This window comes from Shewanella oneidensis MR-1 (assembly GCF_000146165.2).
GTDB classification, from domain to species: domain Bacteria; phylum Pseudomonadota; class Gammaproteobacteria; order Enterobacterales; family Shewanellaceae; genus Shewanella; species Shewanella oneidensis.
Window position 1 is genome coordinate 4,022,744 of sequence record NC_004347.2, and the last position, 26,047, is coordinate 4,048,790.

At 44.9% G+C, this 26,047-nt stretch carries 21 protein-coding genes, 1 tRNA gene and 1 pseudogene; 16 read left to right on the plus strand and 7 right to left on the minus strand.

What is annotated here, in order from left to right; all coding sequences use genetic code 11:
* Nucleotides 1-349 precede the first annotated feature (349 nt).
* The 13 genes and pseudogenes from SO_RS18040 to SO_RS18100 form a co-directional block, all read left to right on the plus strand.
* Nucleotides 350-769: pseudogene (locus SO_RS18040) on the plus strand (integrase core domain-containing protein); the annotation flags it as partial.
* Nucleotides 770-876: 107 nt separating this feature from the next.
* The gene (locus tag SO_RS18045) at nt 877-2,079 is read left to right on the plus strand and encodes an IS256-like element ISSod4 family transposase (protein WP_005054087.1); all 1,203 of its coding nucleotides are present in this window, start codon (nt 877-879) and stop codon (nt 2,077-2,079) included.
* A 256-nt stretch (nt 2,080-2,335) separates the two neighbouring features.
* A complete protein-coding gene (locus SO_RS18050; RefSeq protein WP_164925766.1) occupies nt 2,336-2,725 on the plus strand; it encodes a hypothetical protein in 390 nt (129 codons plus the stop codon).
* A gap of 51 nt (nt 2,726-2,776) precedes the next feature.
* A complete protein-coding gene (locus tag SO_RS18055; protein ID WP_011073631.1) occupies nt 2,777-3,982 on the plus strand; it encodes an IS256-like element ISSod5 family transposase in 1,206 nt (401 codons plus the stop codon).
* Nucleotides 3,983-4,196: 214 nt separating this feature from the next.
* Nucleotides 4,197-4,469, plus strand: coding sequence for a hypothetical protein (locus SO_RS18060; RefSeq protein ID WP_164925767.1), 273 nt, complete (start codon nt 4,197-4,199; stop codon nt 4,467-4,469).
* 97 nt (nt 4,470-4,566) lie between these two features.
* Complete coding sequence (locus SO_RS18065) at nt 4,567-5,607, plus strand: IS481-like element ISSod13 family transposase (RefSeq protein ID WP_011073373.1); 1,041 nt, start codon at nt 4,567-4,569, stop codon at nt 5,605-5,607.
* Nucleotides 5,608-6,027: 420 nt separating this feature from the next.
* Complete coding sequence (locus tag SO_RS18070; RefSeq protein WP_005054087.1) at nt 6,028-7,230, plus strand: IS256-like element ISSod4 family transposase; 1,203 nt, start codon at nt 6,028-6,030, stop codon at nt 7,228-7,230.
* A gap of 94 nt (nt 7,231-7,324) precedes the next feature.
* Nucleotides 7,325-7,735, plus strand: a complete 411-nt coding sequence (locus tag SO_RS18075; RefSeq protein ID WP_164925768.1) for a hypothetical protein — start codon at nt 7,325-7,327, stop codon at nt 7,733-7,735.
* A gap of 168 nt (nt 7,736-7,903) precedes the next feature.
* On the plus strand, nt 7,904-8,836 hold the full coding sequence (locus SO_RS18080; protein WP_011073632.1) for a tyrosine-type recombinase/integrase: 933 nt from the start codon (nt 7,904-7,906) through the stop codon (nt 8,834-8,836).
* Entirely contained in the window at nt 8,830-10,872 is a 2,043-nt protein-coding gene (locus tag SO_RS18085) for an AAA family ATPase (RefSeq protein WP_011073633.1), read from the plus strand. The genes SO_RS18080 and SO_RS18085 overlap by 7 nt, the downstream gene beginning before the upstream one ends.
* 22 nt (nt 10,873-10,894) lie before the next feature.
* Complete coding sequence (locus SO_RS18090; RefSeq protein ID WP_011073634.1) at nt 10,895-11,362, plus strand: hypothetical protein; 468 nt, start codon at nt 10,895-10,897, stop codon at nt 11,360-11,362.
* A gap of 81 nt (nt 11,363-11,443) precedes the next feature.
* A complete protein-coding gene (locus SO_RS18095) occupies nt 11,444-11,848 on the plus strand; it encodes a DUF2787 family protein (RefSeq protein ID WP_011073635.1) in 405 nt (134 codons plus the stop codon).
* Nucleotides 11,849-11,978: 130 nt separating this feature from the next.
* Nucleotides 11,979-12,311: a YegP family protein gene (locus SO_RS18100; RefSeq protein ID WP_011073636.1), complete on the plus strand. Its 333-nt coding sequence runs from the start codon at nt 11,979-11,981 to the stop codon at nt 12,309-12,311.
* Nucleotides 12,312-12,441: 130 nt separating this feature from the next.
* On the opposite strand, the gene SO_RS18105 is transcribed toward SO_RS18100, so the two are convergent.
* Nucleotides 12,442-12,528, minus strand: a tRNA-Leu gene (locus SO_RS18105).
* A 324-nt stretch (nt 12,529-12,852) separates the two neighbouring features.
* A complete protein-coding gene (locus SO_RS18110) occupies nt 12,853-14,442 on the minus strand; it encodes a bacteriohemerythrin (RefSeq protein ID WP_011073637.1) in 1,590 nt (529 codons plus the stop codon).
* 314 nt (nt 14,443-14,756) lie between these two features.
* On the opposite strand from SO_RS18110, the gene SO_RS18115 reads away from it, so the two are divergent.
* Nucleotides 14,757-14,888 (plus strand): DUF3149 domain-containing protein, encoded by a 132-nt coding sequence (locus SO_RS18115; protein ID WP_011073638.1) that lies wholly within the window; start codon nt 14,757-14,759, stop codon nt 14,886-14,888.
* A gap of 120 nt (nt 14,889-15,008) precedes the next feature.
* Here the strand turns inward: SO_RS18115 and SO_RS18120 are convergent, their stop codons facing one another.
* A complete protein-coding gene (locus SO_RS18120; RefSeq protein WP_011073639.1) occupies nt 15,009-15,620 on the minus strand; it encodes a superinfection exclusion B family protein in 612 nt (203 codons plus the stop codon).
* A 169-nt stretch (nt 15,621-15,789) separates the two neighbouring features.
* Between SO_RS18120 and SO_RS18125 the strand changes: the two genes are divergently transcribed.
* Nucleotides 15,790-17,421, plus strand: a complete 1,632-nt coding sequence (locus SO_RS18125; RefSeq protein WP_011073640.1) for an ATP-binding protein — start codon at nt 15,790-15,792, stop codon at nt 17,419-17,421.
* A 74-nt stretch (nt 17,422-17,495) separates the two neighbouring features.
* Here the strand turns inward: SO_RS18125 and tcdA are convergent, their stop codons facing one another.
* The gene (gene tcdA, locus SO_RS18130; RefSeq protein ID WP_011073641.1) at nt 17,496-18,299 is read right to left on the minus strand and encodes a tRNA cyclic N6-threonylcarbamoyladenosine(37) synthase TcdA; all 804 of its coding nucleotides are present in this window, start codon (nt 18,297-18,299) and stop codon (nt 17,496-17,498) included.
* A 1,022-nt stretch (nt 18,300-19,321) separates the two neighbouring features.
* Here tcdA and SO_RS18135 point away from each other — a divergent pair.
* Nucleotides 19,322-20,431 carry a porin gene (locus tag SO_RS18135; protein WP_011073642.1) on the plus strand — a complete coding sequence of 370 codons (1,110 nt, stop codon included), beginning with the start codon at nt 19,322-19,324 and terminating at the stop codon, nt 20,429-20,431.
* A 198-nt stretch (nt 20,432-20,629) separates the two neighbouring features.
* Here SO_RS18135 and parC read toward each other — a convergent pair whose 3' ends face one another.
* Genes parC through parE form a run of 3 tightly spaced genes read right to left on the minus strand, consistent with a single transcriptional unit; the run spans nt 20,630 to nt 26,014 of the window.
* Nucleotides 20,630-22,906 (minus strand): DNA topoisomerase IV subunit A, encoded by a 2,277-nt coding sequence (gene parC / locus SO_RS18140; RefSeq protein ID WP_011073643.1) that lies wholly within the window; start codon nt 22,904-22,906, stop codon nt 20,630-20,632.
* Nucleotides 22,899-24,074 (minus strand): PQQ-dependent sugar dehydrogenase, encoded by a 1,176-nt coding sequence (locus SO_RS18145; RefSeq protein ID WP_011073644.1) that lies wholly within the window; start codon nt 24,072-24,074, stop codon nt 22,899-22,901. The genes parC and SO_RS18145 overlap by 8 nt, the downstream gene beginning before the upstream one ends.
* Before the next feature lie 53 nt (nt 24,075-24,127).
* Nucleotides 24,128-26,014, minus strand: a complete 1,887-nt coding sequence (parE, locus tag SO_RS18150) for a DNA topoisomerase IV subunit B (RefSeq protein WP_011073645.1) — start codon at nt 26,012-26,014, stop codon at nt 24,128-24,130.
* Between the last annotated feature and the right edge of the window lie 33 nt (nt 26,015-26,047).

Here is a 26,047-nt window from a genome sequence, read left to right on the forward strand (position 1 = left end):
GCATCATTGTACAAAGCTTCACAATCCTCAGGACTGAAAGGGGGTCCCCCGAAATTATGAACCGATTAAAGCCACACAAACGCTTTTCTAATGCACATAAATGCGCATGTCAAAAATGCATCTAATGATTATATAATCACCTACAATAGTAACGCGTACAATCTTATAGTGAAGTATCACACGGAGCCACTCAATGAAGTTCATATCGTCAGTTGTTGTCTGTTTAAGCTTGAGTCCATTCGCACATGCATCAAGCCCCCCAAAACCTGATGCAGAAACCATTTATATTGGCGGCAACTTTGTGACAGTAACCGATTCAGCCCCTACATCCGAGGCATTAGCAGTGAAGAATGGGCGAAGCTATCGACTGTTCAACGTGATTGATGACTTTAAACGTGAAGGGCTCGCGATTGAAGCAGGTTTTTCATTGCCAACAATGCGGGTGATCCGGACCCTAAATCAGCTACTTGAAGGGCGAACAAAACCAATCGCGATCCGTTGTGACAATGGACCTGAATTTATTAGCCACGAATTTACGGAATGGGCGAAAAAGCATGAGATCAGGATTGATTACATTCAACCTGGCAAGCCACAGCAAAATGCGTACATAGAACGACACAATAAGACCATCAGGTACAGCTGGGTAAGCAAACATTTATTTGATACGCTTGAAGAAGTTCAGGACTATGCCACAAAATGGTTATGGTTTTACAATCATGAACGGCCGCACAAAGCCAATGGCGGAAAGCCGCCATTGATGGTTGCATGAACTCTACTTTTAACTTCGGTTAAAAATGGGAGGATTACCCGTAGTTGTCGGGTAGTGTTCATAATTCTGTGTCATTTCAGTAAAATATTCAAAAACAGGAATGACACATGACCCAACCTTTTAACTTCGAACAAGCCCTTAAAGATCTGCAATCAGGTAAAAGCCTCACAGGTAAAGACAGCATTCTTGGCCCACTGATCAAGCAACTCACTGAAGCGGCTCTCCAGGCTGAGCTTGAGCAGCATTTAGCGCATGATCCTCAGCCTAATCGTAAAAATGGCAAAACCCCTAAGACCATTAAGCATCCGTCCGGTAACTTTGAGTTAGACGCGCCTAGAGACCGCAATGGCACCTTTGAGCCTCAGTTGATTAAGAAAAATCAAACTACACTAACCGATGAAATCGAACGTAAAGTGTTATCGATGTTCAGTATAGGTATGAGCTATCGCGATATTAATCAACATGTTGAAGATATGTATGGGCTCAATGTGTCTAACGCAACAGTCAGTGCTATCACTGACAAACTCATCCCCGAACTTAAAGCGTGGCAGCAGCGCCCATTAGATAGCCATTATCCTATCGTTTGGCTTGATGCGATACATTATAAAGTCAAAGAGGATGGGCGTTACGTCAGTAAAGCCGTTTACACATTGTTAGCGCTTAATATGAAAGGAAAAAAGGAAATTTTAGGGCTTCACTTATCCGAAAATGAAGGCGCTAATTACTGGCTATCCGTACTGACCGATCTTAATAATCGTGGTGTAAAAGATATTCTTATCGCCTGTGTTGACGGCTTGACCGGTTTCCCTGAGGCCATAGCCAGTATCTTTCCTCATACGGAAACACAGCTATGCGTTATCCACCAGATCCGTAACTCAATGAAGTATGTCGCCTCAAAAAATCAGAAAGCGTTTATGGCTGATTTAAAGCCTGTGTATCGAGCCGTGAGTAAAGAAGCCGCAGAGATGGCATTGGACGAACTGGAGGCCAAATGGGGTGATGCTTATCCGTTGGTAATCAACTCTTGGCGTCGCAAATGGCATAATTTGTCTCATTATTTTAAGTACCCAGAACATATCAGGAAAGTGATTTACACGACCAATGCAGTTGAGGCTGTACATCGCCAATTTAGAAAGCTCACCAAAACCAAAGGTGCTTTTCCTAATGAAAATAGCTTGTTGAAGCTACTTTACGCAGGCATATTAAACGCCTCAGATAAATGGACCATGCCAATCCACAATTGGAGCCTTTGTTTATCTCAGTTAGCGATTTATTTTGAAGGACGTTTAGATAGCGTGCTAGAAATTTAAAAATTAGCCTGACACAGAATTTTGAACGCCCTCGTGTATTAACAACTCAACTCGCGACACTAAAGTACTCGTTTACTTCATCTATAAGAATAAAGGCTACGAAAAGCTCAACTGCAAAGACTTTAAATCTTATGTCGAAACGTATACTTCGCTCTCATACGATGCTGCAATCAAGCAAGTAAATGCTGCAAAAGTTGCTTATAAAGTCGGTGGAAAAAAAGCTATTGGAGTGTTCAGCGACGCAAGTATGCTTGCGATGAAAAATTTGAGCAAAAAAGAAATCAAGTTTGTTGTCAAGGCAATTAAAAAAACTCATGGCGAATCAGAAATAACCAAAATCAATTTGACTAAAGAAATGGTCGAAGAGGCGATATCTGATCTTGCTATTGGCTGCAAAGACAAACACTCACCCAGTGGTAAACACAGTAAAAATGATACCACCGATGGTGAAAAGGTTGCTCGTGATAATAAGCAGAAATCAAAGAGCAACAAACACAAACATCGCTCTAAAGATACAGGCGTTGACACTAAAGCTAAGAATTTGAAGAAGACTGAGAACATTACTGATAAAAACGCTGACAAACGCTCAACGAAAAAGTCTGCGACAGCGGGGAAAGCAACGCTTGCTACTTATAGTGAGCGGTAGTGTTCAAATTTCTGTGTCATTTCTTTAAGCTATACCAAAAAGAGATGATTTATGACCACACCTACTTTTGATATCAATGCGGCCATTCAAGCACTACGTGAAGGTAAAGACCTCACCGGCAAGGATGGCATCTTAACCCCTTTGATTAAGCAACTCACTGAAGCGGCCTTGGCGGCTGAGCTGGATGGCCACTTGGCAAGCACTGAAGGCGCCAATCGTAAAAACGGTAAAACCACTAAAACGGTTAAAAGCCCCCTTGGCAACTTCGAGTTGAACACGCCCAGAGACAGAGCGGGCACCTTCGAACCTCAATTAGTCAAAAAGCACCAAACCCAACTTACCGATGAAATGGAGCGTAAAATCATTGGCTTATTTTCATTAGGCTCCAGCTATCAAGATATTCGTGCGCATATCGAAGACATGTACGGCATGTCGGTGTCCAACGGCACGGTGAACGCCATTACTGACAAGTTACTCCCTGAGCTTCAAGCATGGCGCGAACGCGAACTAGAGCCGCCTTACCCCGTCATATGGCTCGATGCGATTCACTATAAAATCAAAGAGAACGGCCGCTTTATTAGCAAAGCGGTTTACACCATTTTGGCGCTTAACGTCGAAGGTAAAAAAGAACTATTAGGCTTATATCTGTCTGATAATGAAGGGGCTCACCATTGGTTAAGCGTGCTAACCGACCTGTATAATCGCGGCGTTAAAGACATCCTCATCGCCTGCGTTGATGGCCTTAAAGGCTTTCCTGAAGCGATTGAAACCATTTACCCGCAGACGGAAGTGCAACTGTGTGTCATCCACCAAATTCGCAACTCGATGAAGTATGTTGCCTCTAAGCATCAAAAGGCCTTTATGGCGGATTTAAAGTGCGTTTATAAGGCCGCCACCTTGAATGCGGCCGAGATGGCACTGGATGAGCTGGAGACGAAATGGGGCGATAAATACCCCGTGGTGATTAAGTCATGGCGCAACAAATGGGCGCTGCTATCGGTGTATTTCAAATACCCTGACTATGTTCGCACAGCCATTTACACCACCAATGCGGTTGAAGCGGTACATCGACAATTCAGGAAGTTAACTAAAACCAAAGGTGGTTTTGCTAACGAGAACAGTTTACTCAAACTGCTTTACGCGGGTATATTGAAGGCCTCTGAGCGCTGGACTCACCCCATCCAAAACTGGAATTTGACGCTATCACAGCTCTCAATCCATTTTGAGGGGCGCTTAGAAAACCATATCGACCTGTGAAATTAACCTGACACAGAATTATGAACAGCCTCTAGTGAGCTTCAGGCTGACTTTCTTAAGCACTTCGAAAAAGAGTGCCGTAACGAGTGTTCATCGAAAGCGATCTTCAGCGCGTTTCTTAAGACCAAAAGTGGCTCGAATCCTAAAACACTTGAGAAGGCGGTGAAACTGCTCACAAAGCGCCTCAAGAGCCTGAACGGTCAGGAGGTGTAATATGTTGGGCAAATTACTCGATAATCTTTACGCCAGTGTCTCTATCCTGATTGATAAATTCGTTGCCGTCATTGCATGCTCGGATGAGCAAGTGAAAGAGGAGTGTATTCAAAACATCCAGCGCATTGCGGATAATCTTGAACAACGCCACAACTTGAAGGTTAAACTGCTTAAGAGCCAAGCAGGATATCGCTATTGCATCAAGCTGCCGCTGATTAAGTCGATCCCTTGGAGCTGTGCACTGCATGGTGTACCCCACCTTTATGTGAATTAGTCTCGACTTGATCTGACACATCGCCTTGAAAAGGTGAGAGTTACCAGTTTTGATTGTGGGTGTCGAATCCTTAATCAAAACCAAGGAGGTAACTCTCATGCTCCATAGTAACAATCCAATCATCAAACACAAAACAGGTTTACTCAATCTGGCAGAGGAACTGAGCAACGTCTCCAGAGCCTGCAAAGTCATGGGTGTGTCTCGTGATACGTTTTATCGTTACCGCGAGTTAGTGGACGATGGCGGTGTTGATGCACTGATCGAAAAAAGTCGTAGAAGTCCAAATCTCAAGAACCGTGTCGAAGAAGCTGTTGAACAGGCAGTGATGGAGTATGCGATTGAATTTCCCGCCCATGGCCAGCACAGAACCAGCAATGAACTGCGCAAAAAAGGCGTGTTTGTTTCTGGCAGTGGTGTCCGCTCAATCTGGTTGCGACATGATTTAGAGAACTTTAAGAAGCGACTGAAAGCCTTGGAAGCCAAAGTAGCTCGCGATGGCATTCAACTTACTGATGAACAGATTGCGGCACTTGAGCGCAAAAAACACGACGATGAAGCCTGTGGTGAGATTGAAACCGCGCACCCAGGCTACCTTGGGTCGCAAGACACGTTTTATGTCGGAAACCTCAAGGGCGTTGGTCGTATCTATCAGCAAACCTATGTCGATACGTACTGCAAAGTCGCTCATTGCAAGCTCTATACTACGAAAACACCTATCACTGCAGCGGACTTATTGAACGACAAAGTATTGCCGTTTTACGAGTCACAGCAGTTGCCGGTGCTGCGTATTTTAACTGACCGTGGCACAGAGTATTGCGGCAAGGTCGAGCACCATGATTACCAGCTATATCTGGCGATTAATGATATCGACCACACGAAAACCAAAGCGATGTCGCCGCAAACGAATGGGATCTGCGAGCGGTTTCATAAGACGATCCTGAACGAGTTTTATCAGGTGACCTTCCGCAAAAAGCTGTACCAAACGCTGGAGGAGCTGCAAAAAGATCTGGACGAGTGGCTGTCTTACTACAACAATGAACGCACTCATCAAGGCAAAATGTGCAACGGCAGAACGCCAGTTGAAACATTGATTGATGGGAAACGGGTTTGGGCGGAAAAGAATCTGACTCGAATCTAATCTGACAGACACCAGCATAAAACTGGTAACTGTCAGATCAAGTCTGAGCTAGTACACTTTATGTTCAAGTTGCTCCTTATGGAAATAGCCGTCCATTCATCAAGTTTGAAATGAAGGGCTTCTCCCCGACCAAGCGAGAGTTCTACGCAACAAGATTATGGTTAACGAAAATTATTGGCTCACAGGCAGAGCGCATCTTGCATGCAGGTAACATCAAAGTTACTGCACTGGATATTGCAATGGATTTTCCTATCGACATTGCTCAGATCGCTGTGAATCTCAAGCATGCTCACGCTTCCGGAGTGTATTTAGATATCAACTCCAGTGGCAGGATAGGCACTATCTACATAGGAACGAAAAAATGGTAGTGTTCATAATTCTGTGTCATTTCAGTAAAATATTCAAAAACAGGAATGACACATGACCCAACCTTTTAACTTCGAACAAGCCCTTAAAGATCTGCAATCAGGTAAAAGCCTCACAGGTAAAGACAGCATTCTTGGCCCACTGATCAAGCAACTCACTGAAGCGGCTCTCCAGGCTGAGCTTGAGCAGCATTTAGCGCATGATCCTCAGCCTAATCGTAAAAATGGCAAAACCCCTAAGACCATTAAGCATCCGTCCGGTAACTTTGAGTTAGACGCGCCTAGAGACCGCAATGGCACCTTTGAGCCTCAGTTGATTAAGAAAAATCAAACGACACTAACCGATGAAATCGAACGTAAAGTGTTATCGATGTTCAGTATAGGTATGAGCTATCGCGATATTAATCAACATGTTGAAGATATGTATGGGCTCAATGTGTCTAACGCAACAGTCAGTGCTATCACTGACAAACTCATCCCCGAACTTAAAGCGTGGCAGCAGCGCCCATTAGATAGCCATTATCCTATCGTTTGGCTTGATGCGATACATTATAAAGTCAAAGAGGATGGGCGTTACGTCAGTAAAGCCGTTTACACATTGTTAGCGCTTAATATGAAAGGAAAAAAGGAAATTTTAGGGCTTCACTTATCCGAAAATGAAGGCGCTAATTACTGGCTATCCGTACTGACCGATCTTAATAATCGTGGTGTAAAAGATATTCTTATCGCCTGTGTTGACGGCTTGACCGGTTTCCCTGAGGCCATAGCCAGTATCTTTCCTCATACGGAAACACAGCTATGCGTTATCCACCAGATCCGTAACTCAATGAAGTATGTCGCCTCAAAAAATCAGAAAGCGTTTATGGCTGATTTAAAGCCTGTGTATCGAGCCGTGAGTAAAGAAGCCGCAGAGATGGCATTGGACGAACTGGAGGCCAAATGGGGTGATGCTTATCCGTTGGTAATCAACTCTTGGCGTCGCAAATGGCATAATTTGTCCCATTATTTTAAGTACCCAGAACATATCAGGAAAGTGATTTACACGACCAATGCGGTTGAGGCTGTACATCGCCAATTTAGAAAGCTCACCAAAACCAAAGGTGCATTTCCTAATGAAAATAGCTTGTTGAAGCTACTTTACGCAGGCATATTAAACGCCTCAGATAAATGGACTATGCCAATCCACAATTGGAGCCTTTGTTTATCTCAGTTAGCGATTTATTTTGAAGGACGTTTAGATAGCGTGCTAGAAATTTAAAAATTAGCCTGACACAGAATTTTGAACGCCCTCGAAAAAATCCAAGATTCGCATTGTTATCTATGACCGTCTTGCGAACTGCAAGGCAAAGAATTTGGCTCACTTGGGACTGCCTAACACCCGAATCGAAGTACAGGTAAAGCCGAATTGTTCGCTTGATAAGCTAGCAAGCGAGCTGCTTGATAGTAGTTTTCTTGAGCGTATCGAGGTTTATGATCTTGATGAGATCCGCGCATTAGAATGCATCCACCCTCATACGCTTAGTGCCATTAACACGCTCGGCTTAAAGGCTGCATTTCAGTCTCTTCCGAAGCCTGAGCGTCGTCGTTATCGTAAAGCTTTCGAGTCTTGCCGTGTTGACTTAATTCCTAATGAAAAAGTCTATCCCGAACTGGAAAAGAAACTTAAGAAAACCGTAGCGTTAGTCCTAGGACGTAATGACAGTGATTTCAACCATAGCGCCGCCAAAGAGGTCCGCAAACACTTTAAAGACAACTACAGTTAACCGATTGGGGGTCAACATCGCCCCCTTTTTTGTTTTACCTACCGTGTCAAAAACAGCGGCTGAAAAATAGCCTCATTTGTGATACCATACTCTTACAGTGCGGTATCACTATTCCCTTCTGTTTCAATCCCCTAGCAACATATCAAACTATTCTTACTGGAGTTATCTATGACTACAGCGACTGCTTATGCGCTCTATTTGAGCCGTCTTGCGCCCAACAGTCAGCGCTCGATTGCTTCGCAGATGCGCAGCATTGCACAGCTGATGGACTGGCCTGACGAAGTGATAGGCAAGCAACTCAGCAGCATTAACTATCAACAAGCGATGCAGATACGGGCATTGCTGATACACGAGCAGTGGTCGGCACGCTCGATTAACCGTGCGATGACCGCGATTAAGAGTATTGTCAAAGTCGCCGCTTTGATGGGTGAAGCGGATATGCAGCAAGTCGCGCACATCAACAGCATCGCTAACATGAAACACGGTGCCCATCAGGGTAATCCCCTGAGTGCAGAGCAAGTCACTAAGCTGCTCGCCTTGCTTTCCAAACGCCAAGACACGTATGGGCTTCGCACATTAGCTATCTTTGCGTTGTTCCTCGGAACGGGGTTACGCCGTAGTGAACTAGCGGCACTGACACTTGCCGATTATGACAGTGCAACCTCAACAATTAAGGTGGTTGCAGGTAAAGGCAACAAGAGCCGTATTCTGTTCTTACCCGATTGGGTTGAACAGCATGTCATCGCTTGGCTCAACGTGCGCAAGATGCAATTGGGGCCACTCATTTGCCACTGTCGCACGACTGGCATTATTGTCCATTACCGCCCTGTGAGTCGGGATGCACTCTATCGGTTAGTCAAAGATAAACTTGGAGATATCGGCGTAGTAGGTGCATCACCCCATGATTTGCGCCGCACCTTTATTACTCGGCTACTGGAGCAAAACGTCGATATCAACACCGTGCGCCAAATGGCAGGCCATGCAGATATCAGTACTACCACCATTTATGACAAGCGTGGTGATGCGTTTATGCGTGAAGCCGCTGCCACCCTGAACTATGTGTCAGCACCGAACGAACGGGGTGGGAAAACAAGATGCTAAAGCGTGCAAAATCACCCCGTAAATGGCGCGCCAATCATTGCCACTACCTCGCCTCGCAGTTGAGTGAAGCATTGATGCTTGCCGCCATTACCGTCGACATGGTGGTGCCATCCTCGATACTGGGCGCAATCACAGGTGAGCAGATTGAGCCATTTCTACGCCTTAGCCTAGAGGATGCATCACTCAAGCTACCAAGCAAAGACCGTGCACCGCTCAACACGGCAACGGTTAAGCATAATGCGCAGTTTCTTGGTCAGTTGTTTGGCTTAATGCCACAGATGCAAGCTGTACTTGAGTTCTTGATTGTCATCAATGCCAATGCGGGGCTTCGAGAGTTAACCGAATTACTGATTGATGATGACTTTGATGTACTTGAACGAATGCTACAGGCTAAGACAACCCTCGATTTAGAGGTCATCCTGTCGCAATTAGCGGTGTTTGAGCGCTATCAACTGATTGCTGAAGCGACCTTGGATGCGCCTTACCGATTGCTGTTCCCAAACGTACTGGTATCCATTTTAGTGTCGCAGAAGTTAACGAGCGCGGTCGACTTCTTAGCCCCCATGCTCAGCAAAAGCCCCGAGGCACAATTTAGTCTGTCGCAATTTGGGCATGTGAACACTGACTTACTGGCTAACTACCTTGCGGCCATTACTAAAAAGCCCTCGGTAGGCGTCAATATCCTGCTCTATGGTAAAGCAGGTACAGGTAAAACTGAGTTGGCACGGACATTGGCAAAGACGATTAAGCGCAATCTACTGGAAGTCCAAAGCCAGCAGTTAATCGGGAGCCAATACCGAAGTGACAGCATCACAAAGGCGACCAGCATACGCCTTGTTCACCTGAGCTTGTTACAAGGTTTACTGGCTCACAGCAATGACAGCTTGTTATTGGTCGATGAGTGTGAGGCGTTATTCGTGCAAGCCGATGAGCAGTATTCCAAAGAACAATTGATGCAGGCGTTAGAGCAAAACCCTGTCCCTGCCATTTGGATTACCAACCATGTTGGCTTGTTAGAACCTAGCTTTATTCGCCGCTTTAAGTTGGTGATGGAAGTCCCTGTACCCGATGAACCCTTTGCCTATACCATCAATGAGCACTTACTAACACCGCTTAAGGTGTCACAGGACTATCACCTGCTACTGGCAGAAAAGCCTAATGTCACCCCCGCAATGGTTGGTAATGCAGCTCATGTGGCAATGACACTCAAGTTCAAAGGTGCCAAAGCGGAAGTCCTTATCGATGAAGTGATTGATGCCACCCTAGAAGCCTGTGGTGAAGAAGCACCACCGCCAAAGTATCAAGGGGAACTGGCGTTCGATAGCAACATGGTCAACTTCAAAGTCAGTGATGATGCTGCAAGTGTGACTACCGCAGAAATGCTGGCCTCGATTAACCATGCCGTTAAACAGGCCATGCCGATTAGGGTGATGCTGAGTGGTCCCCCTGGTACGGGCAAGACGGCATGGGTACATCACTTAGCTGAAACCCATGGCTTTGAGCTGATGCACATCAAATGCTCTGATGTACTCAGTAAGTATGTCGGTGACAGCGAGCAGAACATCGCTAGGCTCTTCAGAGACGCGCACAGACAGCAAAAGCTGATGCTCATCGATGAAGTCGACAGCTTGCTCAGCAAACGCGATAGCGCTCAAGCGCTGCATGAAGTCCAGCTCGTTAACGAACTGATATCTCAGCTTGAGTGCAACACTCTACCTGTGTTCGCAGCAACCAATGCGCTTGCCAGTATTGATAGTGCGGTGATGCGCCGCTTTGACTTCAAGTTGGCATGTGACTATTTAACGAGTGACCAACGCCAAGCACTGTATCGACAAGTCCTTGGGATTCAACGCCTAAACCATGAAGAAGTATCAACCCTAAACAGCCTAAACCAGTTAACACCCGGCGACTTTGCCATCTTAGCAAGACGCCAACGTTTTGAACCCAAGCGCGACCACCGCGCAACCGCCCTTGCGCTCCTCACCACCGAGAACAGCCGCAAACAAGGGCAACCCCGTATCGGATTTATCCGCTAACACCCACTAAAGGAAACACACCATGACCACAGTATTGAGTTCTCTCAAGGTAATCGCTCGCCCTGAAATTGCCCCTAAGCCACCCGTGCTAGGCAAACGGATGAAGCTACTCGACAAGCTAGACCAGCAATTGTCTCTAGCCGAATGCATGATTGAAGGCCGTGAATTTGAAGCCTACAAAGAGCGTTCAGTTAAAGACCCAGAGACAGGTGAGCGCAAGAAAATTCGCCGCCGTTACATCGTCCGACCTTGGTTCTATGACAGCAACGAGCACTATTACTTTGAAGTGCGGATTAGTAATAAACCCATCGAATTGGAAAAAGGCTGCCCTGCTATTGATGTGGGTGAAAAGGCCAACTTGCCAGCGGTGATTAAGGTGGTGATTAATGCCGTGGAGAAAGGCGAGTTAGACGAGCAGTTACTCGCCCCCGTCCCCAAGATAGGCAAGAAGGCCAGCACCGATAAAGCCAGCTCGAAAGCCAGTAAGTGACAACTCACATCACCCACATTCCATACCAACAACAGGGGGACATGATGCCCCCTTTGTTTTGCCACTTTTAAGGGTTAAATAATGAAAACCATGAATACCGACCTACCGTTACCCGTGTCACCAGTCTTTGCCCAAGCACTGGCAGAGCTGGTGAAAAATATTGATAGCAAGGCTGTCACCATTAACTTTCGCAACCCTGATTACAGTCCACAAACGGGCGGCTTTCATCCCGTGGAAATCAGGCTAGAGAAAGGTGATGACCAGTGGCAGTTATGTTACATCACCGACTTTTGCTATGTCGGCTATCAGGGACAATGGGAATTAGTGAAAGAGCTGGACTTTGATTTTAGCTGCGGCGTGTTTCAGTCCATTAGTGGCTTGTTAGTCATTGAATCGGCAGCTGAGCTTTATCCCATTTGGGAGCAAAACTTCTTCTGTTACTGGCAGGAAATGGACGTTTTTAATGTCAGCATTTCGACGGACTAACCCTCAAAACACTCAAAAATGTGGCATCGGCACATATCAAATCAGATAAAGTCGACTAGACTGAGGCACGAGCAGGAAATGGTTTCCTCGCTTGCGCTATGCAATACCTTAAAGAAGAAGGAGCAACCCCATGTCAGGATGGTATGAATTAAGCAAAAGTAGTAACGATCAATTTAAGTTTGTGCTTAAGGCTGGTAACGGAGAAGTCATCCTCACCAGCGAACTCTACACGGGTAAGAGTGGTGCCATGAATGGTATCGAATCCGTTCAAACCAACTCCCCTATCGAAGCCCGATATGCCAAAGAAGTGGCGAAAAACGATAAGCCGTACTTCAACCTAAAAGCCGCGAACCATCAGATCATTGGCACCAGCCAAATGTATTCGAGTACCGCAGCAAGGGACAACGGGATCAAGTCGGTAATGGAGAATGGCAAAACCACGACGATTAAAGATCTAACCTAGATCCGTGTGTACAGAGTGGTGGATCTTGAAGGAGAAAGCGTACCAACAAAAAGCTGGACTTAAAGCGGTAAGTATCTAACAATGTTGAATTTTAGATACAAAAAAACCGACTTAATGTCGGCTATATGTATGGTACCAGAGGACGGACTCGAACCGTCACGCTTTTAAGGGCGGTGGATTTTGAATCCACTGTGTCTACCGATTTCACCACTCTGGCACAACTTTGGAACTTCAGAAACTTTGCAAATCTTTACATCGTCAATGATTGTTAATTTACTAGAATTAACATTCTTAATCAACAGCTTAGTGAATTTTGAATCCGCTGTGTCTACCGATTTCACCACTCTGGCATTATTAGATTTTAGAGCTAACAAAAACAACCAGCTGGCTCTAAGTGGTGGGAATTATACCTTTGCCGAAGACAATGGCAAGCCCTTTTCAAAGGCTTGTAGACAAATTAGATTTAACCGCTCAAAAATCCGTCTTCTAGTCACATGTCCTCTGCGAGGATGCACCATAGTCATAATAACGGCAGCTAAATCTACTCTGCACCATGGGCAAGTAAAAATTGGGCATATTCCTTATCACTTTTTTGAATATGGTTCACTAACCAAGATTTTAAGAATGCCATTAACTCATCGGCCACATCTTCACCTCTGGCAACCCGCTTTTGAAAATCAAGAACTTGACCAACTAGTTGAGCATGCTTTTCTTTATGTCCATTGGTTTGTGGATAACCAAAACGAGCAAAAAGCTCTTCTTCATAGGAAAAATGATTCGCGGTGTAATCCACCAGTCCTTGAACGATTCGTTTGATCGCCTCAAGGCCATAGGCTTCGCTTAAGGTACGGTGCAATTCGTTAACTAAGGAAACTAAACGTTGATGCTGACGGTTAATCTCAGACATTCCAATATCAAGCTCTGGCCCCCATTTCACAAACAATTTGTTTTGGGCTTGGCTAGAGGTAAACAGCTGTTTATCCACATGGAAACGATGCAGCAGCGAGCCAATCTCCTGAGACATATTGTAAACCTTGAGACTGGATAAATTGGTCAGATTCGTATGATGAGCATTCTTCAATGCCAGTTCGGCCATCGCGCTGATGTTTTTGTTAATTTCCTCAGCAACGGCATGTTGTTCTTCCGATGCGGTGGCGATCTGATGGGACATATCCGTAATGCTTTCAACGTGAGTGACAATTTCACCCAGAGATTTATGGGCTTGCTCTACCATCAAGGCGGTTTCGTCGGCGATAGTGACGTTTTTTAACATCACCTCCACCCCTTGTTGGGCGCCCTTTTGCAATGCCGTTATCTGCTGTTGAATTTCGGCGGTTGCTTCTGAGGTGCGTTTTGCCAAATTTCGGACTTCATCAGCAACGACAGCAAATCCACGACCATGCTCACCCGCTCTGGCGCTCTCAATCGCCGCATTGAGCGCGAGCAGGTTAGTTTGCTCTGCCACTTGGGAAATGGTTTCAATAATGCTGCTAATACTATTAGTATCAGCGGCAAGATGCTCAATAACCGACTTTGTTTGATGGATTTGTGTGGTCATATCGTTAATTTTATTTACGATATGACCCATTATTTTATCGCCATGCTTCGCAGAATTTTGAGCAATATCGGCGGCTTGCGCGGTACTTGCGGCATTTTGCGAGACTTCTTGTACTGTTGAAACCATCTGCGTCATCGCCGTTGCAGCAAGCTCAGTCTGGCGTTCCTGCTCAAGTACGCCTTGTTTGGCCTGCTCACTGATCGTTTTAATATCCGTCGCGACTTTCTTCATCCATTCACTGGTATCGATTAAGGATAAAATCGTACGGCTTACATCTTCGCCCATACGATTAATGCTATGTACGACGCTGTTAAAGACGCCTGCATCTTTTTCGTCAAGCTGATAACTCAAATCACCCTCGCCTAAGTGATGGGCGGCACGTTCGAGTTGTCTCAAATGACGGATCAGTTTATTAATGTTAAAAATAAGAATGACTGCTAGCGCAATTAAGCACAGCGTTGCAAGCAAGTATCCGCTGGTGACTAAACTGTAGAGTGGATATAAAAGTAACAGCATGGGGGCAAAGATAATACCATTTCCCATTGTGCCCTTTTTGACAGTAGTGCTGGCCATTTTTGGCTCCTTCAAAAATGCAGTCTAACTTTAATGGATGCGAAACAGATTAGTTAATACTTAACTCTTCGTATCATTTAATGATTTTTCATGATGCTCCCCTTAAGCCTAGTCTCTAATTAAGTAAGAAACAAAGCCCAAAGGATTGAGTTTGGTAATATTTTATTAAGCGCTAAATTTGAACCAGATCACATGGTTAATCTCTGGTTACAAGATTGTTTTTGGATGTCGAATTTTTATTGATCAGGATCAGTATTTGCAAACGCCAAGGGCGCTAGTGTAAGGAGGACTTCACAAGAAAGAGGATTTCAATCATGGCATTCTGGTTAGATTTAATGTTCGGTAACCCAATTGGTTTACTTTCAATGATCGTTATCTTTAGCACTATAGGGATAATTTCTTATATCACTTGGTTGTTCATCATGAAGTCAGCGCCACAATCGTAGTTTTTGCTTCCAAATTGTTATTCTGTTCATTGTACTTTGTAAAAATTGCACGTTGTTATGGGGGTTCCAATAACCCCCATTTTTTATGCTTGTAATTTAATGTTTATCCCAACACCAAACTTAAGCAGCATGTTTACGGTTTTGTACTAAGCCATTAAGGAACTGCGGGCGCGCTTTAATAAGATGCTGCATTTCCTCCTGACTTGGCTCCCCAGCAGGTAAACGTAAAACACCGCGATTTAAGTACATACGCGCTTTCATCGAAATCTTATAATCCGCCGTAGGTCCTTGGATGGCATAATGACGTTCATTGCCTAGACATTCTAGAATACAGGCATTAAGCAAACTTTTTACCGCAGGTTCATTTTGCGGCAATGTCAAAATGGTGGCGCCCTGTAAAAAGAACTCTCGCAATAACGCCCGTTCGGCACGATCCAGTAGATTAACCTTAGCCTCAATGGTCTCGATGATGCGCTTGTCACTTAAATAACGGATCGATTCATCTAACCCCAAGTTCAATAATTGAGTTAAAAAATAAGCGATTGAAATAATAAGACCCAGCCCGACAAAATGCGCATGTTCGGGGACAAACTTATCAAGCGCAAGCATAGCAAGGATGTTTGATGGAATCGCCAATAAAACGCCGCAGCTCACCATTAGCCACAACATCACCCGAAACATCATCTTCTTAGGGCTAAACAACTTCACTGAATCGAATTTGAATTTAATCATAGTGTTATCCCAGCGACAAAAAATTGAACTTAGCCAGCATTAAGCAAGTTTGATGCCATCGTTTTCTTCAATATTGAGGGATTTTTCACAGGGATAATATGCGAAATTACTTGGGCTTGAGTCTATGCTTATAAGCATCCAACTCGCTATCAAATAAAGATTATTTAAGATGCTGACCTTCTTTAGTCAATTTATAAAAAGTCCGATTGGCAGGCATCTCACCTTGTCGATTGTGCTATTCAGCTCCTTAATCACGCTAATAACCACAGCCTACCAACTGATTAACGATTATCGTGGCGATGTGAGCCGGATTGATAGAGTGTTTTCTAACATAGAGAAAGCCAACCTTGATGTATTGGCCGCAAGTATTTGGGTAATTGATGAAAGACTGATTAACACTCAACTGAACGGACTTATCCAACTGCCTGATATCAATTATATTTCAATAAAAGATGATAGTGGCCAGTCGTGGAATGCAGGTAACTCAAAACCAACTCATACTTTAAATAAAATCTTTCCTCTGGTGTATAAATCGCCTACCGATAACATCAATGTTGGCACCTTAGAAGTTCAAGTGGATATGGATGCCATTTACCAACGCCTTTACGATAAAGCCATACTCATTCTACTTTCCAATGGTATCAAAACCTTCTTAGTGGCTGGATTTATTCTATTTTTAGTTTGGTACAACATCACGAAACATCTCGATAAACTCAGTAATTACTGCAAACGGATTAACTTAGACGCTGACTTCGAGCCGCTTCAATTTGAGCGTAAAGAAAAAGCCGATGAATTCAAACAAGTTGCTGATGCGATTAACAGCATGCAAGGGCAACTTCGTAACTCATTCGAGGCGCTTAAAAGTTCTAAAGCGGAGTTACAGACGGCGTTAGAGGATAGAGAGCGTTTACTGAAACTCGAACGCAGTTATAAGGAAGAACTCGCAAGACAAGTTAAAGAAAGAACGCAGGAATTAGAGCAATCTTTAGCAGCCTTGAAGCGTGCGCAGCAGGTGTTAGTCGAGCAGGAAAAAATGGCGGCGTTAGGTGGGTTAGTGTCTGGTGTCGCACATGAAATCAATACCCCAATTGGCATTTGTTTAACCGCCGCCAGCGCACAATTAAGTCATATAGAAGAGCTGATTGAGCTTATCCACAGCGAGCAAGCAACGCTTGACGAAATCAATGCGATTTTGGATGAGTATCAACAAAGCTGTGAACTTATCGTCCGTAATATCACTAAAGCCAGCAGTTTGATTCAAAAATTCAAAACGATTGCTATCGATCGCAGTCACGAAGAACATCAGTGTATCAATCTGCAGACCCAGCTTAAACAGATTGTAGAGTCTAGCTTGCTCATGCATCCAACACTCAAAGCACAGACGCAACTGCACGTTGACCCTAGCTTAAACATTCAAACTAATGCGAGCCTATTAAACCAAATCGTCAGTAATATATTGTCCAACGCTTATACGCATGCGTTTCAAGATAGGGAAGATAATCAGATACTGATCAGCACCAATATTGAGCAAGAGGTTGTAAATATCAGCATTCAGAATAATGGTATCGCAATTCCACCAGAGATTGCTGAACATATGTTTGAACCATTCTTTACCACCAACAGAAGTAAAGGAGGCACAGGATTAGGCTTATCCGCCGCCTTTAATGCGGCAACCCTGTTAAAAGGCACGATGAGCTATCAAGCAGACTCCCAATTGGGTGGTGCTCAGTTTAACGTCCGTATCCCCCTAAATCGATGCGATTTACCAAAGATTGGCACACACCACGACTTTACTAATTGAGGTGCAACTGAGCCTAAAACAACAATCCACAGCATTGGCTGTGGATTGGGTATTTAAACGCTAAAAAACTCGGGCTATTCATTCGCCAATTGAGCCAAGCGCGCAAGAACACGGCTCGCCGCCACAAATCCAAACGTGCCAGTGACCATAGTGACGGCACCAAAACCCGAGGCACAATCCATCCGCATAGTACCATCGGCCGAGGCTTTACTACTACAAACTGAGCCATCGGCTTGTGGATAGACAAGCTGTTCACTGGAAAACACCGCATCTACGGCAAAGCGGCGCTGAACATTTTTGGAGAAATTATATTCACGGCGCAGAATGTTGCGCACTTTTGCCAGTAAGGGATCTTGATAGGTCTTAGCTAAATCAGTCAGTTGTATCTGGGTGGGATCGACCTGACCACCCGCACCGCCTACTGTTACAATTTTGATTTTTTGACGTTTACACCAAGCAATAAGCGCCGCTTTTTGTTTAACGGCATCAATGCAATCAACAACATAATCAATATTACCGCCGGCCTGAGCGCTGAGTAAATACTCACCAAGATTGTCAACCGTAATAAAATCTTCGACTTCATTAACTTGGCAATCAGGATTGATCTCGCGGATCCGCTTAGCCATCACAGCCACTTTGGAATCGCCAATGGTTGAGATCAGCGCGTGAATTTGACGATTGGTATTGGTCACACAGATATCATCTAAATCAATGAGAGTCATTTGACCAATGCCACTTCGAGCCAAGGCTTCTGCCGCCCACGTCCCCACACCACCAATGCCAATGACCACGACATGAGAGACAGCAAATTTAGCGAGCGCCTTTTGCCCGTACAAGCGGCCTATGCCACCAAAGCGATTTTGATAGGCTTCAGTCATCAATACATACCTTATATCTGGCTAACGTAGCTGTTCCTGAAAGGCTAAGAAATCACCTAATCAGCAACATAATGCAATAAAAATCTGTCGCGGATTCTAAACGATTTAAGCCGAAAACCGAAATCACCGTCAACACGCCGCGTATTTGGACAATATAATCTTCGCCAAGCGAGAGAGATAAACAGCTAACAGCCCTGCAAAAGTGAATAAATTATCGTCTTATGACTAGGGCGTGTTGACGTTTCAGGGTTATTTTTGCAGCAATTTGGCTGGCGTTTATGCAAGGCAAAGTCCGTGCTGTGTAGTTATTCTACATAAACGGACGATAACGCAGCAGAAACGTCAGCCAAATGCCGCCCGAAGGGTTCGTCTGGCAAGCCGTCTTTGTCACTCGTCATTTGAGTAGAATAACTACACATCATTCCTCGTTTCGCGAGCACGAGCTTGCCAGAACGAACAAAATTTAATCTCGAAACGTCAACACGCCCTAATACTATGGTCTATGACCAGTGCAGGTAAGCTGATGAGCATAGGGAAGCGACAATATCTACATGGCAGAAACGCCATATCGAGTTTACATATTGATTTTAAAAGTTTAAATAAACCAACTTAAGGGATGATTTTAGCTAAAAAAGCAACTTGGAACGTTTTTTTAATTGTACTGCGTACTAAATATCAACAACATCCCCGTTTATGACAAGCTTGCGACAGCATTAGTATATGCTACAGTTAGCCCCGCCGGCTCACTTGTGCCATGGCGCCTCACCTACCTCTTTAGTGGTATGTGAAAAATACAGTTTTATGACTTTCACGTCGATTTACGATCAAGCTATAGGGAAATTTCCTAAAAAACCCCGAATACGGACAAGGAGAGCCAAAAACATGATCTGCGACACAGCCTGCAGGTCGCAAAACTGTAAGAATCGGCAGCAACTTTGTTACTGACTTCTGTAACAAATGTGTTAAACCACACAAAAACCATGAAAAATGGACAAGAACTTAGGTTCGAGGGAGCACAAAACATGAAAAAGACATTCATCTCTGCATCAGTCGCATCAGTATTAGCACTGGCCTCATTCGGCGCGCTAGCCGAAGGCCCAAGCTTCTACGGTCGTTTAGAGCTTGCATTAACCAATACTGAAACAGGTGCAACTCTGCAATCTGGCACTAACGGTGTTGACACTAAAAACTATGCTGATGAAAACAATGGCGGCACTTATTTAGAAAACAACTTCTCTCTGTTAGGAGTTAAAGGTTCTGAAAAGATCGCCAACGGTTATGATGTTGTTTATCAAATGGAATTCCAAGTTGAAAACACTTCAGGTTCTGGTGATGTGTTTAAAGCTCGTAACACTTTCCTCGGTTTAAAAACTAACGCAGGTACTGTGTTAGTGGGTCGTAATGACACTGTATTTAAACAAGCTGAAGGTAACGTAGACGTATTTGGTAACACCAACGCGGATATCGACCGTTTAGTTGGCGCACAAACCCGTAGCGCAGATGGCGTATGGTACTATTCACCAAAAATCGCTGATTTAGTGACCTTAAACGCCACTTACCTGTTCGATGATAACGACACTACTGCAAAAACCAACGAAAGCTTATACGCTCTGAGTGCAACTCTGGGTGATAGCAAGTTCAAAGATCAAAACTACTATTTAGCGGTTGCCTATAACAAAGGTATTGCGGGTATTGATGCATACCGTGGTGTGGCACAAGTTAAATTTGGCGATTTCAAAGTGGGTGGTTTATTCCAAAACTCTGAAAGCGTAACTAATAGCTCAGTAGATGGTAACACTTACTTTGTAAACGTCGTTTACACTTTAAACGGTGTTAACCTGAAAGCCGAATACGGTGTTGACGAAGCAGGCTTTGGTAACTACTACAACAACGTAAATAAATATACTGAAGTACAAATTATTGATGGCAAACCAACTGTTGTAGCAAAATCAACAACTGGTACCGATATCAGCGTACAAAACTTCAACGTGGGTGCTGACTACCGCTTCTCTAAATCAACTATGGTATACGGCCAATATTCAATGTACCGTGGTGATCATGTCGTAGCAGGTAACAAAGTAGACCTTCAAGACGACAACGTATTCTCTGTTGGTGTACGTTACGATTTCTAATATCCTTTTGGATATCTGCTAATAAAAACCTACCGCTTGCGGTAGGTTTTTTTATGCCTTGCATTTAATAATCGCTACCCACTATGAAATAAAAATGCTTGAAATAAAAAAGCCACTCAAGAGAAACAAACTCAAGTGGCTTTTTAATTAGCTCGTTTACCTATATCAACAGCAAACACTCACGCAATAAGTTAAGCATTAAATGCTTGGTATAGGTTCAGCACCTTCGCCTAATTCCATGCTATCGACGCGCTGTAATCCGCGCGGCAACTTGGCACCACGGCGGCCACGCTCACCACGATAATGCTCTAAATCACTTGGTTTTAGCGTGAGTTTACGTTTACCCGCCCATAGGGTGACGGAGGTATCGGCAGGAACAAGTTGTAAATGTGTCATTAACTCTTCACGGTTTTTAGCGCGTTCGCTTGGTATACCGATAATCTTATTACCTTTACCCTTAGATAATTGTGGCAATGCTTCCAATGAAAACAATAGCATACGACCTTCATTGGTGATGGCCAGAATAGACATCTCCCGATTACGGTCAATCGGTTTAGGCGGTAAAGATTTGGCATTCGTCGGTAAGCTCAATAGGGCTTTACCCGCCTTATTACGGGATACCATGTCATTGAAAGTACATATAAAACCATAACCTGCATCAGTCGCCAGTAGGAAGCACTGTTCATCTTCACCCAAAATAACATGCTGCATGGTTTCACCAGGCGCCATATTAAAGCGGGTGGTAATTGGCTCACCTTGGCTTCGAGCCGATGGCAGACTATGACTATCGGTGGCAAAGGCGCGACCGGATGAGTCAATAAACACCGCCGCCTGATTACTCCGTCCCATGGCACTACACAGATATTGATCACCCGCCTTATAGGATAAAGACTCCGCATCAATATCATGACCTTTAGCACTACGCACCCAGCCTTTATCGGATAACACCACTGTCACAGGCTCACTCGGTGTCAGCTCTTGCTCGGTTAAGGCTTTAGACTCATGACGCTCGACGATAGGAGAACGACGGTCATCGCCATAGGTCTCACCATCTTGGATTAACTCTTTCTTAATTAAGGTTTTTAAGCGGCGCTCAGAACCTAATAATTGCTCTAACTTTTCACGTTCAGCTTCGAGCTCGTCCTGCTCAGCCTTAATCTTAAATTCTTCTAGCTTAGCTAAATGGCGTAATTTTAACTCGAGGATGGCCTCAGCCTGCTTATCGGTCAGGTTAAAACGCGCCATCAATTCCGCTTTGGGCTCATCGTGAAAGCGAATGATCTCAATCACTTCATCAATATTGAGGAAAGCGATCATTAATGCTTCAAGAATATGTAAGCGCGCCAGCACTTTATCTAAACGATATTCGAGGCGACGTCTTACGGTATCGACACGGAATTCTAACCATTCGGTGAGTAAGTCTTTTAAGCCTTTTACCCGTGGACGACCATCAAGGCCAAGCACGTTAAGGTTTACCCTAAAACTTTTCTCAAGATCTGTGGTCGCAAATAAGTGAGCCATGAGTTGATCGCAATCAACACGGTTAGAGCGCGGAACAATCACTAAGCGAACAGGATTTTCATGGTCAGACTCATCACGCAAGTCAGCAACCATAGGCAATTTTTTCGCCTGCATTTGCGCTGCAATCAGTTCTAAAATCTTACCACTACTCGCCTGATGCGGCAGTGCAGTGATGACAATCTCCCCCGCCTCCACACTGTAAACGGCACGGGCTTTTAAGGAACCCCGCCCCGTTTCATAGATTTTGGCAATATCGGCAGCGGGAGTAATAATCTCAGCTTCAGTAGGATAATCCGGCCCCGGCACGTAGGCCATCAACTGTTCAAGGTCGAGTTTAGGCTCATCTAAAAGCGCGACGCAGGCATTCACCAACTCTCTGACATTATGCGGCGGAATATCCGTCGCCATCCCCACCGCAATGCCTGTAATACCATTGAGTAGAATATGGGGTAAGCGTGCCGGCAGTACTTTGGGTTCTTTTAGAGTGCCATCGAAGTTCGCGCCCCATTCAACTGTACCTTGTCCTAGCTCAGATAATAACACCTCAGAAAACTTCGACAGGCGAGCCTCGGTATAACGCATTGCAGCGAATGACTTAGGATCGTCTGGCGCGCCCCAGTTTCCTTGACCATCAACCAGCGGATAGCGATAGGAAAATGGCTGCGCCATTAGTACCATCGCCTCATAACAGGCGCTATCACCATGGGGATGGTACTTACCTAATACGTCACCCACTGTACGGGCCGATTTTTTATGCTTTGATTGCGCGGATAAACCGAGCTCGCTCATGGCATAAATAATCCGTCGCTGCACGGGTTTAAGGCCATCACCGATATGGGGTAAGGCACGGTCCATGATGACGTACATGGAATAATTCAGATAAGCTTCTTCGGTAAAGCGCCGCAATGGCATCTGCTCTACGCCATCCAAGCTTAACTTGATTGCGTCACTCATTTTCTTCTAGTTCCTGTGGTTCTTCAGTATTATCGCCATCCCTATAGAACAGCCGATACAGGTTACCTTTCAAATCATCCGAAATGTACATGGCCCCATCTTCACCCGACAGCAATGCATAGGGACGGGCAACCGGAAACTCACCATCGAGAAAACTCACTACGGTTTCGCGACTGACTACCTGTTGATTTTCAAGCTTTAACATGACGATTTGATAACCGACTTTGCTTGAACGATTCCAAGAACCATTTTCAGCCACAAACAATTGGTTATGATAGATTTGTGGGAATTGCTTACCACGGTAAAACGCAAGTCCCGTAGGTGCAACATGGGCTGGCAGCTCATACACTGGTACATTAATTTTTAAATTTTGGGGTTTTTCGTAGGCAGGCTCCACTACGGATGAGGCATGCAGATAGGGGAAACCATAGTGGCTGCCCATCACATCTACACGGTTAATCTCATCGGGTGGCAAGTTATCACCCATCCAATCCCGCCCCTGATCGGCAAACCATAATTTGCCATCTTGGGGAGACCAGTCAAACCCTGTCACATTTCGGATACCTAAGGCAATTTGTTCACTTGCGCCAGTATCGACATTAATCGCAATAATGCTGCTATGGGGTGAGCTTGCTTCACACACGTTACAAGGTGCACCAATAGAGACATAGAGCCGACCATCAGGGCCAAACTTCATCGCTAGCGCACTTTTTTTGTCTGACTCGGGTAGATCGCTATAAATCTCTTTAGGGCGACTAGGGCGACGTAAACGCTGCTCGATATCAATAAAACGGACGATTCGATTTTCAGTTGCGACAAACAGATCGCCATTATGAAACGCAATCGCATCGGGTGATTCAAGCCCTTTGGCGATCACATAACGCTTATCAACGCGACCATCTTGGTTACTATCAACAAGCGCATGCACTGTGCCACTTTTATTGGAACCGACAAATAACGTGCCGTTTGAACCCATTGCAATTTGTTTGGCATCTCCAAGATCGGAGGCATAAAGCGATAAACCAAACCCCTTTGAGACGGTAATCATGATCGACTGGGACCCTGCAATAGCCGCCTGGAATGGTAACAACGCCAGACTTACCAGTAGGGTCCAATAGGCAGAGAACACTGTTAGATATTTATAATTATTCGTTTTTATATACAACATGGTAATTTTCTTTATGCCTAAGTGTTATTGTTATCGGCAATAGTGCACAACATTCAAAGTACCGCCATGTCACCCTTATCTTCGAGCCAATTTTTACGATCGGGTGAACGCTTTTTAGCCAGCAGCATATCCATCAGGGAATCGGTTTCTTCCGCATCATCGATGGTTAACTGGACTAAACGGCGAGTGTTTGGATCCATCGTTGTTTCACGCAATTGGAGGGGATTCATTTCACCCAAGCCTTTGAAGCGTGTTACCTGAACCTTACCTTTCTTATTTTCCGCGTTGATACGATCGAGCACACCTTCTTTCTCGGCATCATCTAAGGCGTAATAGACATCTTTACCTATATCAATACGGAACAGTGGCGGCATGGCAATATAAACATGGCCCTGTTCCACCAACACTCGGTAATGCTTCAAAAACAGCGCACAGAGTAAAGTTGCAATATGCAATCCATCGGAATCAGCATCGGCGAGAATACAGATTTTGCCATACCTTAACTCAGAAATATCATTGCTATCGGGGTCGCAACCAATAGCCACAGAAATATCATGCACTTCCTGCGAGGCCAATACCTGCGAAGCATCCACTTCCCAGGTATTTAAGATTTTTCCACGCAGCGGCATAATGGCTTGAAACTCACGATCCCGAGCCTGTTTAGCACTGCCTCCCGCAGAGTCACCTTCCACGAGGAATAACTCACCGCGCATCGGATCTTGTCCACTACAATCGGTCAGTTTACCCGGCAATGCAGGGCCTGAAGTAACTTTTTTACGGGCGACCTTTTTGGCGGCTTTTAAACGTTTTTGCGCGTTATTGATACACATCTCAGCCAATGATTCGGCCAATTCGGTATTCGAATTTAACCAAAGCGAAAACGCATCGCGGACAATGCCAGAAACAAAGGCTGAGCTTTGACGGCTAGAAAGCTTCTCTTTAGTTTGCCCTGCAAACTGTGGGTCTTGCATCTTCACCGACAGAATAAACGCCGCACGGTCCCAAATATCCTCAGGAGAGAGCTTGATCCCACGGGGGATCAGATTGCGAAACTCACAAAACTCGCGCATCGATTCCAGCAAACCTTGACGGAAACCATTAACATGGGTACCACCGAGGGGGGTTGGGATCAGGTTGACATAACTTTCGTTGATCGACTCCCCGCCCTCTGGCAACCACGTAATCGCCCAATCTGCCGCTTCAATTTGCCCCTTAAAACTGCCGATAAAAGGCTCTTCCGGCAGCATAATATTATCGCCCACGGCAGCCTTGAGATAATCGGTTAAGCCACTCTCGTAGTACCACTCATGTACTTCGTTAGTGTGCTTATTAGTGAACTTAATTCTAAGGCCTGGGCACAATACCGCCTTAGCACGCAGTAAATAGATGAGTTTTGAATTGGAGAAATTCGGCGAATCAAAATAACTTGTGTCGGGCCAGAAATGCACTCGAGTACCAGTATTGCGCCGACCGCAGGTGCCAGTGACTTTAAGCTCTTCAACTTTAAAGCCATTTTCAAAGGCAATATCATACACTTGGCCATCGCGACGCACTGTGACTTCGACTCTGCGAGACAGGGCGTTAACAACTGAAATCCCCACACCGTGCAAACCACCGGAAAATTGGTAATTTTTATTTGAAAACTTACCGCCGGCATGCAGTTTAGTGAGGATCAATTCAACCCCTGGAATACCTTCCTCAGGATGAATATCTACCGGCATACCACGACCATCGTCAGTGACTTCCAGTGAGTTATCGGTGTGGAGCACAACTTCGATTTTAGTAGCATGACCTGCTAAGGCTTCATCGACACTGTTATCTATGACCTCTTGGCCTAAATGGTTAGGTCGGGTGGTATCGGTATACATACCTGGACGGCGTTTTACTGGGTCAAGTCCGTTAAGAACTTCAATGGCGTCAGAGGTGTATTGATTCGTCATAGTGTACGCTATAAGTTGTTATATCCGGCCATG

Coding starts and splice junctions, on each gene's coding strand:
- SO_RS18055 (WP_011073631.1), top strand. CDS start 2,777: ATGACCACACCTACTTTTGATATCAATGCGGCCATTCAAGCACTACGT.
- SO_RS18120 (WP_011073639.1), bottom strand. CDS start 15,620: ATGATTAAATTCAAATTCGATTCAGTGAAGTTGTTTAGCCCTAAGAAG.
- SO_RS18100 (WP_011073636.1), top strand. CDS start 11,979: ATGTCAGGATGGTATGAATTAAGCAAAAGTAGTAACGATCAATTTAAG.
- SO_RS18045 (WP_005054087.1), top strand. CDS start 877: ATGACCCAACCTTTTAACTTCGAACAAGCCCTTAAAGATCTGCAATCA.
- SO_RS18090 (WP_011073634.1), top strand. CDS start 10,895: ATGACCACAGTATTGAGTTCTCTCAAGGTAATCGCTCGCCCTGAAATT.
- parC (WP_011073643.1), bottom strand. CDS start 22,906: ATGAGTGACGCAATCAAGTTAAGCTTGGATGGCGTAGAGCAGATGCCA.
- SO_RS18065 (WP_011073373.1), top strand. CDS start 4,567: ATGCTCCATAGTAACAATCCAATCATCAAACACAAAACAGGTTTACTC.
- tcdA (WP_011073641.1), bottom strand. CDS start 18,299: ATGACTGAAGCCTATCAAAATCGCTTTGGTGGCATAGGCCGCTTGTAC.
- SO_RS18115 (WP_011073638.1), top strand. CDS start 14,757: ATGGCATTCTGGTTAGATTTAATGTTCGGTAACCCAATTGGTTTACTT.
- SO_RS18060 (WP_164925767.1), top strand. CDS start 4,197: ATGTTGGGCAAATTACTCGATAATCTTTACGCCAGTGTCTCTATCCTG.
- SO_RS18070 (WP_005054087.1), top strand. CDS start 6,028: ATGACCCAACCTTTTAACTTCGAACAAGCCCTTAAAGATCTGCAATCA.
- SO_RS18050 (WP_164925766.1), top strand. CDS start 2,336: ATGAAAAATTTGAGCAAAAAAGAAATCAAGTTTGTTGTCAAGGCAATT.
- parE (WP_011073645.1), bottom strand. CDS start 26,014: ATGACGAATCAATACACCTCTGACGCCATTGAAGTTCTTAACGGACTT.
- SO_RS18135 (WP_011073642.1), top strand. CDS start 19,322: ATGAAAAAGACATTCATCTCTGCATCAGTCGCATCAGTATTAGCACTG.
- SO_RS18080 (WP_011073632.1), top strand. CDS start 7,904: ATGACTACAGCGACTGCTTATGCGCTCTATTTGAGCCGTCTTGCGCCC.
- SO_RS18125 (WP_011073640.1), top strand. CDS start 15,790: ATGCTGACCTTCTTTAGTCAATTTATAAAAAGTCCGATTGGCAGGCAT.
- SO_RS18095 (WP_011073635.1), top strand. CDS start 11,444: ATGAAAACCATGAATACCGACCTACCGTTACCCGTGTCACCAGTCTTT.
- SO_RS18085 (WP_011073633.1), top strand. CDS start 8,830: ATGCTAAAGCGTGCAAAATCACCCCGTAAATGGCGCGCCAATCATTGC.
- SO_RS18110 (WP_011073637.1), bottom strand. CDS start 14,442: ATGGCCAGCACTACTGTCAAAAAGGGCACAATGGGAAATGGTATTATC.
- SO_RS18145 (WP_011073644.1), bottom strand. CDS start 24,074: ATGTTGTATATAAAAACGAATAATTATAAATATCTAACAGTGTTCTCT.